At 68.8% G+C, this 15138-nt stretch carries 16 protein-coding genes; 12 read left to right on the top strand and 4 right to left on the bottom strand.

Features of this window, described 5'->3' with window-relative positions; translation table 11 throughout:
- The first annotated feature begins 14 nt into the window (after nt 1-14).
- The gene (locus ACIPRI_RS02125) at nt 15-1403 is read left to right on the top strand and encodes an aminotransferase-like domain-containing protein (protein ID WP_446588014.1); all 1389 of its coding nucleotides are present in this window, start codon (nt 15-17) and stop codon (nt 1401-1403) included.
- Nucleotides 1404-1409: 6 nt separating this feature from the next.
- Here the strand turns inward: ACIPRI_RS02125 and ACIPRI_RS02120 are convergent, their stop codons facing one another.
- Genes ACIPRI_RS02120 through modA form a run of 3 tightly spaced genes read right to left on the bottom strand, consistent with a single transcriptional unit; the run spans nt 1410 to nt 3506 of the window.
- Nucleotides 1410-2081 (bottom strand): ATP-binding cassette domain-containing protein, encoded by a 672-nt coding sequence (locus ACIPRI_RS02120; protein WP_446588011.1) that lies wholly within the window; start codon nt 2079-2081, stop codon nt 1410-1412.
- 1 nt (nt 2082) lies between these two features.
- The gene (gene modB, locus ACIPRI_RS02115) at nt 2083-2760 is read right to left on the bottom strand and encodes a molybdate ABC transporter permease subunit (RefSeq protein ID WP_446588009.1); all 678 of its coding nucleotides are present in this window, start codon (nt 2758-2760) and stop codon (nt 2083-2085) included.
- Complete coding sequence (gene modA, locus ACIPRI_RS02110) at nt 2757-3506, bottom strand: molybdate ABC transporter substrate-binding protein (protein WP_446588007.1); 750 nt, start codon at nt 3504-3506, stop codon at nt 2757-2759. The genes modB and modA overlap by 4 nt, the downstream gene beginning before the upstream one ends.
- An 85-nt stretch (nt 3507-3591) precedes the next feature.
- On the opposite strand from modA, the gene ACIPRI_RS02105 reads away from it, so the two are divergent.
- Nucleotides 3592-4371, top strand: a complete 780-nt coding sequence (locus ACIPRI_RS02105; RefSeq protein ID WP_446588004.1) for a TOBE domain-containing protein — start codon at nt 3592-3594, stop codon at nt 4369-4371.
- Between the two features lie 12 nt (nt 4372-4383).
- Here ACIPRI_RS02105 and ACIPRI_RS02100 read toward each other — a convergent pair whose 3' ends face one another.
- The gene (locus ACIPRI_RS02100; RefSeq protein ID WP_446588002.1) at nt 4384-5520 is read right to left on the bottom strand and encodes a helix-turn-helix domain-containing protein; all 1137 of its coding nucleotides are present in this window, start codon (nt 5518-5520) and stop codon (nt 4384-4386) included.
- A 185-nt stretch (nt 5521-5705) separates the two neighbouring features.
- Between ACIPRI_RS02100 and ACIPRI_RS02095 the strand changes: the two genes are divergently transcribed.
- The 10 genes from ACIPRI_RS02095 (at nt 5706) to ACIPRI_RS02050 (ending at nt 15116) form a co-directional block, all read left to right on the top strand.
- Nucleotides 5706-6176, top strand: coding sequence for a (2Fe-2S)-binding protein (locus ACIPRI_RS02095; protein ID WP_446588000.1), 471 nt, complete (start codon nt 5706-5708; stop codon nt 6174-6176).
- An 18-nt stretch (nt 6177-6194) separates the two neighbouring features.
- Entirely contained in the window at nt 6195-8579 is a 2385-nt protein-coding gene (locus ACIPRI_RS02090) for a xanthine dehydrogenase family protein molybdopterin-binding subunit (RefSeq protein ID WP_446587998.1), read from the top strand.
- A gap of 27 nt (nt 8580-8606) precedes the next feature.
- Complete coding sequence (locus tag ACIPRI_RS02085) at nt 8607-9398, top strand: FAD binding domain-containing protein (protein WP_446587996.1); 792 nt, start codon at nt 8607-8609, stop codon at nt 9396-9398.
- 9 nt (nt 9399-9407) lie between these two features.
- Nucleotides 9408-10322, top strand: a complete 915-nt coding sequence (locus ACIPRI_RS02080) for an AAA family ATPase (RefSeq protein ID WP_446587994.1) — start codon at nt 9408-9410, stop codon at nt 10320-10322.
- An 8-nt stretch (nt 10323-10330) separates the two neighbouring features.
- Nucleotides 10331-11545: a vWA domain-containing protein gene (locus tag ACIPRI_RS02075; protein WP_446587992.1), complete on the top strand. Its 1215-nt coding sequence runs from the start codon at nt 10331-10333 to the stop codon at nt 11543-11545.
- A 29-nt stretch (nt 11546-11574) separates the two neighbouring features.
- Nucleotides 11575-12129, top strand: coding sequence for a CoxG family protein (locus tag ACIPRI_RS02070; RefSeq protein ID WP_446587990.1), 555 nt, complete (start codon nt 11575-11577; stop codon nt 12127-12129).
- A gap of 26 nt (nt 12130-12155) precedes the next feature.
- Entirely contained in the window at nt 12156-13166 is a 1011-nt protein-coding gene (locus tag ACIPRI_RS02065; RefSeq protein WP_446587988.1) for an XdhC family protein, read from the top strand.
- Nucleotides 13167-13328: 162 nt separating this feature from the next.
- On the top strand, nt 13329-14282 hold the full coding sequence (locus tag ACIPRI_RS02060) for a M23 family metallopeptidase (protein WP_446587986.1): 954 nt from the start codon (nt 13329-13331) through the stop codon (nt 14280-14282).
- Entirely contained in the window at nt 14275-14634 is a 360-nt protein-coding gene (locus ACIPRI_RS02055; protein ID WP_446587984.1) for a hypothetical protein, read from the top strand. Before ACIPRI_RS02060 ends, ACIPRI_RS02055 begins: the two co-directional genes overlap by 8 nt.
- A gap of 26 nt (nt 14635-14660) precedes the next feature.
- A complete protein-coding gene (locus ACIPRI_RS02050) occupies nt 14661-15116 on the top strand; it encodes a bactofilin family protein (RefSeq protein WP_446587982.1) in 456 nt (151 codons plus the stop codon).
- The last annotated feature ends 22 nt before the right edge of the window (nt 15117-15138 follow it).

The raw sequence follows: 15138 nt of genomic DNA, 5'->3' as shown, positions 1-15138 counted from the left end.
CACAGTCGGAGCCCATGACCACGATCGCCGATTCGCTCGCCGACACCCTCGCGCGCCAGATCGCGAGCGGTGCCTACAAGGCCGGCGACAAGCTGCCGTCTCTGCGCGAACTCGCGCAACTGCATGGCTACGCCAAGAACACCGTGGTGGCCGCTTTCGAGCTGCTGGTGTCGCGCGGCCTTGTCGAGCCGCGGCGCGGTTCGGGCTACTACGTGCTCGCGCAGGCCACGGCCACCCCCAAGCCGGCCGAGGAAGTCGCCGGCAGCCTCGGCCGCGCGATGGACATCGTTTGGCTCATGCGCGAGCAGCTCAAGACGCAGCCCGATGCGGTGGCCGTGGGCGACGGCTTTCCGCCGGTCGAATGGCTCGCCGATGTGCGCCTGGACAAGTACCACCCGAAGGTCGTGCGCACGGGGCTCGGCGCGCTGTTCCGCTACGGCAGTCGCTTCGGCTACGCGCCGCTGCGCGACCACCTCGTGCGCAAGCTGGCCGACTTCGGCATCGGCGCGGAGCCACGGCAGATCGTGCTCACGCACGGCGCCAACGAGGCGATGGACATCGTCATCCGCTACTTCGTGCCGCCCGGCGGCAAGGTGCTGGTCGACGATCCTGGTTACTACCCGCTCTTCGGCAAGCTCAAGCTCGCGGGTGCGCAGATGTTGGCCGTGCCGCGTCTGGCGGACGGGTCCGACCTCGACGTGCTGGAGCAGTTGCTCATCGCCGAGCGGCCGCGTCTCTTCTTCACGCAGTCACTCGCGCACAACCCCACAGGCTCCGACATCTCGCCCGCCAAGGCCTTCCGCGTGCTGCAGCTCGCGCAGAAATACGATCTGGTGATCGTGGAGAACGATCCACTGGCCGACTTCAAGCCGACCGCGTTGCCGCGGCTTTCGGCGCTCGACCAGCTGGAGCGCACGATCTACATCGGCAGCTTCTCGAAGTCGTTCTCGGCGGCGCTGCGCGTGGGCTTCATCGCCTGCGGGGCGGACCTGGCGAGCGACCTCGCCGACCTGAAGGCGTTGATCCACGTGAGCAGCTCGGAGTACAGCGAGCGCACGGTCGATGTGATCCTGAGCGAGGGCCACTACCAGCGGCACCTCAACCGCCTGCAGACCCGCCTCGGCGAGGCCACGCGCAAGGCGCTGCAGCTTTTCGATTCGGTCGACGCGGAGGTCTTCGCGCGCACCCCGCAGTCGCTCTACATCTGGGCCGCGCTGCCCGGCGTGGCCGACTCGCTGGCCCTTGCCAAGGAACTGCTGCCGCGCAAGATCGTGATGGCGCCGGGACGCATCTTCAGCGTCGATTCGACGCAGGTCTCGCGCTGGTCGCGCTTCAACGTCGGCGCGATGGCCGATCCGCGATTCGCGAAGGCGCTGCGCACCGCGCTGCGGCGACGCGCCTGAATCACATCAGGCGTGCTTCGGCCCGGCGATGCGCCCGTGCTCGATGCGGATCACCGCCTGTGCCAGCGCATGCACATCCTGCGGATCGTGGCTGACCAGCAGGGTGGGCACCTGAACGCGCTCCAGCATGCCGGCTAGCTCGTCGCGCAGGCGCGCTCGCAGGTCGATGTCCAGCGCGGACAGCGGCTCGTCCAGCAGCAAGAGCCGCGGCGAGGTGGCCAGGGCACGCGCCAGCGCCACCCGCTGCTTCTGCCCGCCCGACAGGTGGCGCGGCAGGGCGCGGCGCAGCGCCTCCAGGTCGAACTGCGCCACCAGCTCGTCGATGCGCGCCTGCGCGCCCGGCTCCAGGCGCTGGCCCAGCCGGCGCACGCCGAAGCGCAGGTTGTCTTCCACGCTCAGGTGCGGAAACAGGGCGTAGTCCTGGAACACGAAGCCGATGCCGCGCGCGCGGGCCGGCAGGTCGATGTGTTGCGTGCTGTCGAGCAGCGTCTCGCCGTCCACGCGGATGTGGCCGCTGACATGCGGCACCAGCCCGGCGATGGCCAGCAGCAGCGTGGACTTGCCGGAGCCCGACGGGCCCAGCAGGGCAGTGCGCGCCGCCCCCGAAGCAAAGGCCGCGTCGAGCTCGAAGCGGCGGTCGCTCGATTCCAGGGTCAGCTTGACTTGTATATCCAGCATGTCAGTGCCTCGGCTGCAAAAGACGGCTGGCGATCACCAGCAAGACGATGCACAGCACCGAGATCACCAGGGTCAGGCCGAGGGCCAGCGGATCGTCGCCCGCCTGCACCGCGGTGTAGACAGCCACCGACAAGGTCTGCGTCTTGCCCGGCAGGTTGCCGGCAATCATCAAGGTGGCGCCGAACTCGCCCATGGCGCGCGCAAAGGTCAGCGCCAAGCCGGCGGCGATGCCGCGCGTGGCCAGGGGCAGGGCGATCCGCAAGAACACCTCCCATTCGCTGGCGCCCAGGGTGCGCGCGGCCTGGGCGAAGCGCGCGTCGGTGTCCTCGAAGGCGGCGCGCGCGGCCTTGTAGATCAGCGGAAAAGTCACCACCGCCGCTGCGATCACCGCGCCCTGCCAGGTGAAGAGGAGCTGGATGCCGAACCATTGCTCCAGCCACTGGCCGATCACGCCGTGGCGGCCGATCAGCACGATGAGGTAATAGCCCAGCACCGTGGGCGGCAGCACCATCGGCAGCACGAGCATCGCGTCCAGCACGCTGTGGCCGGCAAAGCGGCGCTGCGCCATCCAGCGCCCGACAGCGATGCCGCAGGCGCCGGCGATCAGGGTGGCCAGCAGGGCCACCTTCAAGGTGAGCCACAGCGGCTGCAGCATCTGCGGCGAAAGGCTGTCGATCATGGCGGCGAGAAGCCGAAGCGCTGCAGGATGGCCTGGCCCTCGGCGCCGCGCACGAAGGCGGCGAAGGCGCGCGCGCTCTCGGCATTGCGGCTCGCCGCCACCTGGGCGATGGGGTAGCTCACCGGCGTGGCGGTGGGCACGGTGAAGGCGATGCGGGTCTTGCCGGGCTCGATCAGCGCGTCGGTGCGGTAGACAAAGCCGGCATCCACTTCGCCACGTGCCACGTAGTTGAGCACCTGACGCACGCTCTCGCCGTAGATCCACTTGGCCCGCAGCGCATCGGCAAGGCCGGCCTGGGCCACCGCGTCGGCCGCGTACTTGCCGGCCGGCACGGTGGCGGCCGTGCCGGCGGCGATGCGCTTGTAGTCGGCGCCGGCCAGGTCCTTCAGGCTCGCCGGTTTCGCGGTGCTGGCTGCCGGCAGCACCACGACCAGCGCGTTGCGGGCGAACTCGGCGCGCGTGCCTTCGGCCAGCAGCCTGGCGCTGGCGGCGCGGTCCATGGTGGCTTGGTCGGCCGAGGCGAACACGTCGACCGGCGCGCCCTGCTGAATCTGAGCCAGCAGCGGGCCCGAGGCGGCGAAATTGAAGATGACCTTGCGGCCCGGATTCGCCTTCTCGTAAGCTGCGCCGATCTGCTGGAAGGCGTTGCCCAGGCTGGCCGCGGCCGACACCACCAGCTCCTGCGCGTGCAGCGGCAGCGTGCAAGCCAGGGCCAGCGCTGTAAGAAGGCGGCGCGGTGTCTTCATCAATTCGCTATTCACAAAAGGAATAGCGCAAGTGTAGCCAACCGGCCTGCAACGGGCTTGCAAAGGGCTTGCACAATGGCGCCCCATGGTCAATCCCCGCTACACGGACGCGCTCGGCCACGGCATGAGCGACAAGCGCGTCGAGATCCTGCGCGGCATCGCGCGCACCGGCAGCATCTCGCAGGCCGCACGCGAGGCCGGTGTCAGCTACAAGGCCGCCTGGCAGGCCATCGACACTTTGAGCAATCTGGCCGGTGTGGCCCTGCTGGAACGGGCCGTGGGCGGCGCCGGCGGCGGCGGCGCCTCGCTCACCGCGCACGGTACCCAGCTGCTGGACCTGGCCGATGCGCTGGAGGCGGCGCGCCGCAGCGTGCATGAGCGCTGGACTGCCGGCCAACGCAGCGCGGCGGCGGCGCAGGGCATGGGTGCCGGCCAGGCCCTGGCGCGCCTGGCCCTGCGCACCAGCATGCGCAACCAGCTGCCGGCGCGGGTCGAAGCCCTGGAAGCGGCCGGCCGCATCGTGCGGGTGCGCATGCAGCTGGGCGAATCCGGCCGCATCGCCGCGCGCATCACGCAGGAGAGCGCGCAACTGCTGGGACTGGCGCCAGGCATGCCGGTGGTCGCGCTGTGCAAGGCGACGGCGGTGCGCATTGCCCGCCAAGGGGCGACGGGCAACAAGGCCAACGTGCTGGCGGGCACCGCCAGCCGGGTGGCGCGCGGCGACAGCGGCGACGAAGTGACGGTGGCGCTGGCGCCGGGCCTGCAGCTGGTCGGCTTTGCCCCGGCCGGCAGCGGCCTGCGCACGCGTGCGCGGGTCAGCGCGCTGGTGGACGAGTCGGCCGTGGTGGTGGCGCTGGAAGGCTGAAGCGCCGGGCGTTCAGGGCGCGCGGCGGCGCCCCTGCCACAGCTTGCGGTACACGGTGGCGCGGCTGATGCCCAGCGTGCGCGCCGCCTCGGCCACGTTGCCGCGGGCGTCGTCGACCGCGCGGCGGATCAGTTCACCCTCGAGCTCGCGCAGGCGCGGCTTTTTCTGCGCCACGGCATGGGATGCCGCGACGCGTTCGGCCGGCTGCACCCGGGCCCGCACGCGCAGGCCCGACCACAGCGGCACCTCGATCGACACGTCCTCGCGCCGCGCCGCATCGAAGAGCATGGCCAGGGGCAGGGCGAACAGGTCCTGCGCATGCAGCGCCGAGCGGCTGCCGACCAGGGGCTGGTGCAGCATCTGGCGGGCGCAGGCGTTGGCGCCCGTCACATAGCCTTCATCGTCCAGGCCCAGAAGGCCCATCGCCTCGGGACCGACGCTGTAGCCGGGCCAGGCCAGGTGCAGCAGCAGGGCGCAGCGGTGCTGCAGCACCAGCGCGTCTTCGATGCTGCGGGCCGACATCGCGGCCAGGTGCTTGAGTTCGGGCCGCTCCTGCACGTTCACGCCGGTCAGGTCCAGCATGCCGACGCAGGCGCCGTCGGGGCCGAACAGCGGCGCGCCGGCGCAGCTGTAGACGCTGGTGTCGTCGAAGAAATGCTCACCGCGGTGCAGCCATACCGGCTGCAGCTCGGCCAGCGCCGCGCCGATGGCGGTGGTGCCCGCGCTGGCCTCCGACAGGTCGACGCCGACGCGTGCCAGGTCGAGCGCGCGCCGCTCGGCACTGTCCGCCAGCTCGGGCAGGGCGCCGACGTCCACGACGATGCCCTGCCCGTCGGTCAGGATCGGAAAGTAGCGGGTGTCCGCCAGCGTGCGCGACAGGCGCTCCAGCACCGGCCGCGCCGCCGTCACCAGCTGCCGGTTGCGCTCGGCGACCTCGCGCGCCCGCGGCCCGGACACCGCATCGAAGCTCGGGCCCTGCTGCGGGCGCTGGCCGGCGCCCAGGCAGCGCTGCCAGGAGCGCGTGATCCACGGCTCGATGGCAGGAGGCGTGCCGCGCGGTGCGGCACCGTCGAGCCACGCGCGGCGCGCCTGCGCAATGGCGGCGATGCGCTCGGGCTGCTGCGGCGCGGGGGCAGTGGAGGTGAGCATTTGCTGGTCGTTCTGCGTGGGGCGTCGGGCGCCGTTGGGAGGCCAGGACGGCAGGGCCTGTTTCATTTTGAGAATTTCCGCTGCGACGCGCAATGCGTCTAGGGTTTTGCCTAGCATTGCCCTCGGGGACGGCGTCCAATATGCCGTGCGCCCCATCAGCCATCCCAACACTTGGAGACAGCCAAATGCAGGTATCACTCAAGGTCAATGGCCAGGCGGTCACGCTCGACGCGCCGCCCAACACGCTGCTGGTTCAGGCCATCCGCGAAAACCTTCGGCTCACCGGCACCCACGTGGGTTGCGACACCGCCCAGTGCGGCGCCTGCACGGTGCACCTGAACGGCAAGGCCATCAAGTCGTGCAACGTGCTCCTGGCGCAGGTGCAGGGCGGCGAGGTCACCACCATCGAAGGCATTGCGCAGGCCGACGGCACCCTGCATCCCATGCAGGCCGCCTTCAAGGAGTGCCACGGCCTGCAATGCGGCTTCTGCACGCCCGGCATGGTGATGAGCGCCATCGACCTGTGCAAGAACCATCCCGATGCCAGCGAGAGCGAAGTGCGCGAGCTGCTGGACGGCAACCTGTGCCGCTGCACGGGCTACCAGAACATCGTCAAGGCAGTGGTCATGGGCGGCAAGTCCATGACCACCGCCTGAGCAAGAAGGAGAGACATCATGGGTGCATCCGACTTCGCCAGCCTGCCGCACATCGGCGAGCCGCTTCGCCGCAAGGAAGACGTGCGCTTCCTCACCGGCCAGGGCCAGTACACCGCCGACGTGCTGATGGAACGCCAGGCGCATGCGGTGTTCGTGCGCTCGCCGCACGCGCACGCCAAGATCAATGGCGTCGACATCGCGGCCGCCAAGGACATGCCGGGCGTGATCGGCATCTTCAGCGGCAAGGACATCGACGGCAAGATGGGTGGCCTGCCCTGCGGCTGGCTCATCAACAACCCCGACGGCTCGCCGATGAAGGAGCCGCCGCACCCCATCCTTGCCATCGGCAAGGTGCGCTACGTGGGCGACCAGGTGGCGATGGTGGTCGCCGAGACGCTGGAGCAGGCCAAGAACGCTGCCGAAGCCGTGGTGGTCGACTACGACGCGCTGCCCGCGCTGGTGAGCGTGGCCGACGCCGCAAAAAAACAGAGTGGCGTCACCATTCACGATGCCGCGCCCGACAACCAGTGCTACAAGTGGGTGCTGGGCGACAAGGCGCAGGTCGATGCCGTCTTCGCATCGGCGGCGCACGTCACCAAGCTCGACCTGGTGAACAACCGGCTGGTGCCCAACGCCATCGAGCCGCGCGTGGCGATTGGCGCCTACAACCGCGCGAACGAGGAATACACCCTCTATGTCGCCAACCAGAACCCGCACGTCGAGCGCCTCCTGATGACGGCCTTCGTGCTGGGCCTGCCCGAGCACAAGGTGCGGGTGATCGCTCCCGACGTGGGCGGCGGCTTTGGATCCAAGATCTTCCTGTATGCGGAGGACGTGGCGCTCACCTGGGCGTCCAAGCAGCTCAACCGCAGCATCAAGTGGACGGCCGAGCGCTCCGAGTCCTTCCTGACCGACGCGCATGGCCGCGACCACGTGAGCCACGCCGAGATGGCGATGGATGCCAATGGCAAGTTCCTCGCGCTGCGGGTGCACACCAATGCCAACCTGGGCGCCTACCTGTCAACCTTCTCGACCGCGGTGCCCACCATCCTGTACGCCACCCTGCTGGCCGGCCAGTACACCACGCCGCAGATCTACGTCGAGGTGGATAGCTGGTTCACCAACACCGCGCCGGTCGATGCCTACCGCGGCGCCGGGCGGCCCGAGGCCACCTACCTGCTGGAGCGGCTGGTGACGCGCTGCGCCTGGGAAATGAAGCTGGGCCAGGACGAGATCCGCAAGCGCAACTTCATCACCACCTTCCCCTACCAGACGCCGGTGGCCCTGCAGTACGACACGGGCGACTTCCACGCCTCCATGGACAAGGCGCAGCAGCTGGCCGAGGTCGACAGCTACGCGGCGCGCAAGGCCGCCACCGAGGCCAAGGGCAAGCTGCGCGGCATCGGCTACTCCAGCTACATCGAGGCCTGCGGCATCGCGCCCTCGAACATTGCCGGGGCGCTGGGCGCGCGCGCCGGCCTGTTCGAATGCGGCGAGATCCGGGTGCACCCGACCGGCAGCGTGACGGTATTCACCGGCTCCCACAGCCACGGCCAGGGACACGAAACCACCTTTGCGCAGGTGGTGGCGGCGCGCCTGGGCATCCCGGTGGAGAACGTGGACGTAGTGCACGGCGACACCGGCCGCGTGCCCTTCGGCATGGGCACCTACGGCTCGCGTTCCATCTCGGTGGGCGGCGCGGCGATCATGAAGGCGCTCGACAAGATCGAGGCCAAGGCCAAGAAGATCGCGGCCCACCTGATGGAAGCCAGCGATGCCGACATCGAATTCGCAGGCGGCGAATTCAGCGTGAAGGGCACCGACAAGAAGATCCCCTTCGGCCAGATCGCACTGACGGCCTACGTGCCGCACAACTACCCGCTCGACAAGCTGGAGCCGGGCCTCGACGAAACCGCCTTCTACGACCCGACCAACTTCACCTTCCCCGGGGGCACCTACATCTGCGAGGTGGAGGTGGACAAAGGCACCGGCGAGGTGACGGTAGACCGCTTCACCGCGGTGGACGACTTCGGCACCATCATCAACCCGATGATCGTCGAGGGCCAGGTGCAGGGCGGCATCGTGCAGGGCATCGGCCAGGCCCTCCTGGAAAACTGCGTGTACGACAACGAGACCGGCCAGCTGCTCACCGGCAGCTTCATGGACTACGCCATGCCGCGCGCGCGCGACTTCCCCAACTTCAAGCTGGACACCACCTGCACCCCTTGCACCCACAACCCGCTGGGCACCAAGGGCTGCGGCGAGGCCGGCGCCATCGGCTCGCCGCCGGCGGTGATCAACGCCGTGCTCGACGCGCTGGGCCCGCTGGGCGTGAAGGACATCGACATGCCCGCATCGCCGAATCGGGTGTGGGAAACCATGCACGCCGCCGGCGCCGTCTGACCGAACGAACGAAGAAGGACCATCACCATGTATGCATTCACCTTCGAACGTCCCACCTCGCTGGCCGATGCGCTGAAGCTGGCCGCTGCCGGCGGCAAGCCGCTGGCGGGCGGACAGACGCTGCTGGCCTCGATGAAGCTGCGCCTGTCGGCACCCGAACAGCTGGTGGACCTGGGCGCCATCAAGGAGCTGACCGGCATCAAGAAAGACGGCAACCAGCTCGTGATCGGCGCCATGACGCGGCATGCTGACGTGGCCGGGAATGCCGAGGTCAAGTCGGCCTTTCCGGCGCTGGCCTTCCTCGCCAGCCACATCGGCGACCGGCAGGTGCGCGCGATGGGCACCATCGGCGGCTCGCTGGCCAACAACGATCCGGCCGCCTGCTACCCGGCCGCGGTGCTGGCTACCGGCGCAACGGTCGTGACCTCGCAGCGCGAGATCGCAGCCGACGACTTCTTCCAGGGCCTTTTTGCCACCGCACTGAAAGATGGCGAGCTCATCACCGCGGTGCGCTTCCCCATTCCGAAGCGCGCGGTGTACGAGAAGCAGTTGCAAAAGGCCTCGCACTTCCCGCTGGTGGGCGTGTTCTTGGCGCAGTTCGACAACGGTGTGCGCGTGGCCATCACCGGCGCCGGCAACGGCGTGTTCCGCCACCAGGGGCTGGAGGATGCGCTGAACAAGAGCTTTACGCCGGAAGCGGCGGCCGCAGTGAAGATCGACGCGAGCGATCTCAACAGCGACCTGCATGCTTCCGCGGCCTACCGCGCCAACCTGATCAGCGTGCTCACGCAGCGCGCCGTCAAGAAGGCGATCGGCTAATCTCGTGCGATGACAACGCCTGACGCTGCCGCGCCTTTCCCATCCATCGACGCGGTCGTGCAGGCGCTGCAAGGCGCGGGTTACTTCGCCGACCGGCGGCTGGCGACGGCCGTCTTCCTGGCCCTGAAGCTGCAGCGCCCGCTCCTGCTCGAAGGCGAGCCGGGCGTCGGCAAGACCGAACTGGCCAAGGCCCTGTCGCAGGCGCTGGGCCGCGAGCTCTTGCGCCTGCAGTGCTACGACGGCCTGGAGCAGCGCGAGGCGCTCTACGAATGGAACTACGCAGCGCAGCTCCTTCACATGCGCGCGGCGGAAGCGCATGGCGCATCGCACGACATCGAATCCGAGGTCTACCAGCCGCGCTACCTGGTGCGCCGCCCGCTCTTGCAGGCGCTGGAGACGCTGCCGCCCGGCGCCGTGCTGCTGATCGACGAGGTGGATCGCGCCGACGAACCCTTCGAAGCCTTCCTGCTGGAATACCTGGGCGAGTACCAGGTCAGCATTCCGGAGCTGGGCACGGTGCGCGCCATCGTGCCGCCGGTGACCATTCTGACCAGCAACCGCACGCGTGACCTCCACGATGCGGTGAAGCGCCGCTGCCTCTACCACTGGCTGGACTACCCGGAGCGCGAGCGCGAGTTGGCCATCGTGCGGGCCCAGGTGCCGCAGGCCGGCGAGCAGCTGTCGCAGCAGGTGGCCGATTTCGTCGGCCGGCTGCGCACCATGCCGCAGGCCACCGCCTTCCAGCGCGTGCCCGGCATTGCCGAGAGCGTGGAATGGGCGCGCGCGCTGGTGGCGCTGGACACCTTGGAGCTCGACCCCGAGGTGGTGGTCGACACGGCCGGCATCCTGTTCAAGCAGCGCGACGACGTGGCCGCGCTGACCCAGGCGCTGGCCGGCGAACTGCTGAAGCCCGCCGAAGGCTGACAAAAACCATGGGCTCGGTGCAGCAGCTCGGCGACGCCCGGCGCGGCAAGCTGGCCGGCAACATCGCTGCCTTTGGCCGCGCCTTGCGGCGCGCCGGCGTGCCCACCGACGCCGCACGCATCGCGCTGGCTTCGCAGGCGGCGCAACTCGTGGGCGTGCAAAGCCGCCAGGATCTCAGCGCCGCGATGGAGGCGGTGATGGTGAGCCGCGAACAAGACCGCCTGGTGTTTCGCGAACTGTTCGACGCCTGGTTCCAGGATCCGGAGCTGGCCAACAAGATGCTGGCGCAGATGCTGCCCAGCAGCGAAGGCAAGGCCGAGCCGCCGCGCCGCCGCCCGCGCGTGCGCGAGGCGCTGGCGGCACCCGTGGCACCCAAGCTCGCCGCGCAGGACGACAAGGAGGTGCAGTTCGACGCCGCCATGACGGCCAGCGAGCGCTCGCGCCTGCACCATGCCGACTTCAACGCGCTGGGGGCCGGCGAGTACCGGCTGGTGGAACGCCTGGCGCGCGAGATCGCTCTGCCGGTGCCCACCCTGCCGGCGCGGCGGCTGCGCATCGCCGGGGTGGGACGCGCGCACTCGCGCATGCATTGGCCGGGCGTGCTGCACGAAGCCGGCCGCACCGGGGGCGAGTTGCTCTGGCTGCCGCGACTTACGCAACGCCAGCAGCCGCTGCCCTTGCTGGTGCTGGTCGATGTTTCGGGCTCGATGGAGCGCTATGCGCGCCTGCTGCTGGCCTTCCTGCATGCGGCCACGCGGCGCGCCGGCCGGCGCGACGTGTTCGCCTTCGGCACGCACCTGACCGACCTGACGCCGGCCTTCAAGCTGGCCGATACCGACGAGATGCTGCTCGCCGCCGGCGCCGCCATCGACGACTTTGCCGGCGGCACGCGGCTGGGCGAATCGCTGGCGCAGCTGCGCACGCGCCAGGCACGCCGCCTGATCGGCCGGCGCACGCTGCTGTTGGTGATCAGCGATGGCCTGGACACTGGCGAGCCCGCGCTGCTGGAGGATGGCCTGCTTTGGCTCAAGCGGCATTCGCGCCGCTTGCTGTGGCTCAACCCGCTGCTGCGCTTCGAGGGCTACGCTCCCCTGGCGCGTGGCGCGGCCATGCTGCATCGCCATGCAGACGCGATGCTGGCGGTCCACAATCTCCATGCACTGGAACAGCTGGCCCGAAGCCTGGCTGCGCTGATGAAGACCACCACCAACGGTGCCCGCTGAAACAAGCATCACAAACAAAAGGAACGAGCATGGACATGCAAGGCACACGGCAGCTGGGCGTGACGCAGCAGCAAGCCTGGGACGCGCTGAACGACCCCGAGGTGCTGAAGAAGTGCATCCCCGGTTGCGACAAGTTCGAGAAGGGCGCGCAAGACAACCAGTACGCCGTCGGCATGGCGGTCAAGGTCGGACCGGTGTCGGCCAAGTTCACCGGCAAGGTCACGCTCACCGACATCCAGCCGCCGGCCAGCTACAAGTTGGCGTTCGAAGGGCAGGGCGGCGTGGCCGGCTTCGGCAAGGGCGCGTCCAGCGTCAGCCTGGTGCCCAATGCCGGTGGCTGCGAGCTGGCCTACACGGTGCAGGCGCAGGTAGGCGGCAAGGTGGCGCAGCTGGGCCAGCGCCTGATCGACGGTGCAGCCAAGTCGATGGCGGACGATTTCTTCAAGCGCTTCGACGAGGAAATGCAGGCGCGCTACCCCGTCGCCGCTGCCGCGGCGCCTGCAGCCGATGCAGCGCCGGCGCCCAAGCTCGGCTGGTGGGCGCGTTTCCTGCGCTGGCTGGGCTTCGGTAAATCGACCGCATAGGCGCAGCAAGAGATAAAGGGCCTTTCATGGAAAACCTGGACGTCATGGTGCTGCGCACCCTGCGCGATTGGCGCCTGGCAGGGCGGCGCGCCATGCTCACGACGGTGGTGCGCACCTGGGGCTCGTCGCCCCGCCCCGTCGGCTCGATCATGGCGCTGGCGGAAGATGGCGCGGTGGTCGGCTCGGTATCGGGCGGCTGCATCGAAGACGACCTGATCGCGCGCTACAGCCGCGCCCACGGCGCCCAGCATCAGATGCCCGAAAAAGGCGCACCGGTGCTGGTCAAGTACGGCATCACCGCCGACGAGGCGCACCGCTTCGGCCTGCCCTGCGGCGGCACCTTGGAGCTGCTGCTGGAAGTCGATCCGGACGCCGAATCGCTCCAGGCCCTGGTGGCCGAACTGGAGCAGGGCCGGCTGATGCAGCGCAGCGTATCGCTCAAGGACGGCAGCGTGCGCCTTGCGCCTTCGCAGGCGCCAGCCGAGCTGACGGTGAACGACGCCGAGCTGGTCAACACCTTCGGCCCCGAATACCGCATGCTCTTGATCGGCGCCGGCCAACTGGCCGAATACCTGGCGACCATGGCGCGCTTCTCCGGCTTCGCCGTCACCTTGTGCGACCCGCGTGCCGAGTACCGCACGGCCTGGGAGCTGCCCGGCGTGGCGCTCTCCACCGAGATGCCCGACGACGCCGTGCGCAACTTCAACCCCGACCGGCGCAGCTGCGTGGTGGCCCTCACGCACGACCCCAAGCTGGACGACCTGGCTTTGCTCGAGGCGCTGGCGAGCGATGCTTTTTATGTCGGCGCCATCGGCTCGCGCCGCAATGCGCAGGCCCGGCGCGAACGCATGATCGAGCACTTCGAACAGACGGAAAGCTCGCTGGCCCGGCTGCGCGGCCCGATCGGCATCTACATCGGCAGCAAGACCCCGCCGGAAATCGCGGTGAGCGTGATGGCGGAGATCCTCGCGGTGAAGAACAGCGTGCCGCTGCCGCGCGAGATGGAAGTGGCGCATGCGAAATCGCTACAAGGTTGAAGGCCGGGTAGCCCTTTAGCAATAGACGCCGCCCGCGCGCGTCTCTTGCAAGCCACTGCCCGATGTAACGGTGGCCCTCATGCGGGCCGAACGCGGCGAATCGACACGCAGACAAAGGAAAATGAAAGCCGAGGCTCAGACCCTCGGATCCCCATTTTCCTGATGCAGTTCTTTTCATTACTCCACCTCAGCAGCGGGTCGGTCCGCTTCGTCACGCAACGTTCGGCGCTGATGATGGCGAGCGGCGCCGCTGTGGTCTTCTCGGTCATCGCGCTCGCGGCAGGTGTCGCGATCGGCATGCATGTGTCGTCTGCGTCCGGCAGCAGCAGCACCGCGGACAACCCGCGCGCGCATCACACGACGCGCGACTACGTGGTCGGTGAAATCGGCAAGCTCAATGCGTCGGTCGCGCAGATCGAGCCACGCATCGCCCACCTGGCCAAGCAGCTTGGCGAGTTGCGCCATCTTCAAACGCGCCTGACGACGGGCAAGAAGGCCGCACCGCGAAAGCCTGCCGGCGAGATCGATCCCGAGGGAGAAGGCGGCCCGATGCTGCCGCCCAGGCATTGCCCCGAGGCGTCGGCAGTGCCGACGGCGCCAACGCAGACCACCGCCCGGAACACGCAGCAGCAGATCGATTGCATCGGTGCCTTGCTGACCCTGCTCGAACGAGAGGCCGTCGCGCATGCCAACGTCTGGGCATCGATCCCGGGGCGCGCTCCGATCGACGGCGGCCGCTTCAGCTCGGCTTTCGGGAATCGCGTGGACCCATTCAACAGTCGACTGAGTTTTCATTCCGGCGTCGATCTGGTCGCGCCGGCTGGCACGCCGATCCTCGCCACCGCCGGCGGCCGCGTAGTCTTCGCCGGCGAGAGAGACGGCTACGGCCACGTCGTGGAAATCGATCACGGCAACGGGCTCGTGACCCGCTACGCCCACGCATCGCGCCTGATCGTGCGCCAAGGCGATGTGGTGTTGCCGCGCCAGAACATCGCGGAAGTCGGATCGACCGGTCGCTCGACGGGGCCGCACCTGCACATGGAAGTGCTGGAGAACGGAACGCCCGTCAATCCGGCCGGCTACATGGCCTTGTTCGCCGAGCGCCCGAATGGTTGATCGCCGCTTTGACCGCCTGACGCAGCGCGCGTACGAACTCCAGCCTCTTCGCTCGCGCATCGCCGGCTTCGGCAAGTGGGTCGTTGCCTGTACGGCATGTCTTGTGCTGGGCGCCGCTGCGGCGATCGGGTACACGCAACAGCAGCAGCGTTTGCTGTGCGTTCCTTGCGTTGCCGAGCCCTCGGACGACAGCGTCCGGCTGGAACTGACGCGCGCCCGGCTCGCGCTCGAGCAGGAGGCGGCGGCGCGAGCCGCCGTCCAGGAGACCGCCGATGCGTCGGCTGCGCAAGCCAGGCGATTGAGCGAAGAGCTGCGCTTCCTGCGCAGCCAGGCGCAACAGCCGCGCCGCTGACCCCCTACATCAGAAAAGAAACGTCTATGTTTGGAAGCAAGAAAAGTTCACCGGATATTCGCCGAACCAAGTTCACGACCCTGATTGCGCGGGACGTGGTGCTTGCCGGCGACCTTGAGTTCGCCGAGGGCCTGCGCCTGGATGGCCATGTCAAAGGCAATGTCAGCGGCAAGGCCGACAGCCAGGCGCTGCTTGTGCTGAGCGAGCACGGCAAAATCACGGGCAACGTGCGTGGCTACGATCTGATCGTCAATGGAACGATCTTCGGTGACGTGATCGCCGATCATTTCGTCGACCTGCAGGCCAATGCGCACGTCACCGGCAACATCGAGTATCTGCAGCTGCGAATGGACTGCGGCGCGACGGTGGACGGCAAGCTGACGAAGCGCGACGCCGCGGCACCGGTACCGGTAGCGGCACCGGCGCCCGCGCTCGCCGGCAAGCCAACTGCGCCCGCACTCATCGGCCCCGCAAAAGTCTGAATGCCGCGGGTATCGCGATCGG

The sequence above is a fragment of the Variovorax sp. LARHSF232 genome (assembly GCF_052871435.1).
Note: the sequence above shows the minus strand (reverse complement) of the source record. Positions and strands in the feature narration are given on the sequence as shown.

Bases quoted from the DNA above. Each gene is read 5' to 3' on its own strand.
- ACIPRI_RS02125 (WP_446588014.1), top strand. From the start codon at position 15: ATGACCACGATCGCCGATTCGCTCGCCGACACCCTCGCGCGCCAGATC.
- ACIPRI_RS02120 (WP_446588011.1), bottom strand. From the start codon at position 2,081: ATGCTGGATATACAAGTCAAGCTGACCCTGGAATCGAGCGACCGCCGC.
- modB (WP_446588009.1), bottom strand. From the start codon at position 2,760: ATGATCGACAGCCTTTCGCCGCAGATGCTGCAGCCGCTGTGGCTCACC.
- modA (WP_446588007.1), bottom strand. From the start codon at position 3,506: ATGAAGACACCGCGCCGCCTTCTTACAGCGCTGGCCCTGGCTTGCACG.
- ACIPRI_RS02105 (WP_446588004.1), top strand. From the start codon at position 3,592: ATGGTCAATCCCCGCTACACGGACGCGCTCGGCCACGGCATGAGCGAC.
- ACIPRI_RS02100 (WP_446588002.1), bottom strand. From the start codon at position 5,520: ATGCTCACCTCCACTGCCCCCGCGCCGCAGCAGCCCGAGCGCATCGCC.
- ACIPRI_RS02095 (WP_446588000.1), top strand. From the start codon at position 5,706: ATGCAGGTATCACTCAAGGTCAATGGCCAGGCGGTCACGCTCGACGCG.
- ACIPRI_RS02090 (WP_446587998.1), top strand. From the start codon at position 6,195: ATGGGTGCATCCGACTTCGCCAGCCTGCCGCACATCGGCGAGCCGCTT.
- ACIPRI_RS02085 (WP_446587996.1), top strand. From the start codon at position 8,607: ATGTATGCATTCACCTTCGAACGTCCCACCTCGCTGGCCGATGCGCTG.
- ACIPRI_RS02080 (WP_446587994.1), top strand. From the start codon at position 9,408: ATGACAACGCCTGACGCTGCCGCGCCTTTCCCATCCATCGACGCGGTC.
- ACIPRI_RS02075 (WP_446587992.1), top strand. From the start codon at position 10,331: ATGGGCTCGGTGCAGCAGCTCGGCGACGCCCGGCGCGGCAAGCTGGCC.
- ACIPRI_RS02070 (WP_446587990.1), top strand. From the start codon at position 11,575: ATGGACATGCAAGGCACACGGCAGCTGGGCGTGACGCAGCAGCAAGCC.
- ACIPRI_RS02065 (WP_446587988.1), top strand. From the start codon at position 12,156: ATGGAAAACCTGGACGTCATGGTGCTGCGCACCCTGCGCGATTGGCGC.
- ACIPRI_RS02060 (WP_446587986.1), top strand. From the start codon at position 13,329: ATGCAGTTCTTTTCATTACTCCACCTCAGCAGCGGGTCGGTCCGCTTC.
- ACIPRI_RS02055 (WP_446587984.1), top strand. From the start codon at position 14,275: ATGGTTGATCGCCGCTTTGACCGCCTGACGCAGCGCGCGTACGAACTC.
- ACIPRI_RS02050 (WP_446587982.1), top strand. From the start codon at position 14,661: ATGTTTGGAAGCAAGAAAAGTTCACCGGATATTCGCCGAACCAAGTTC.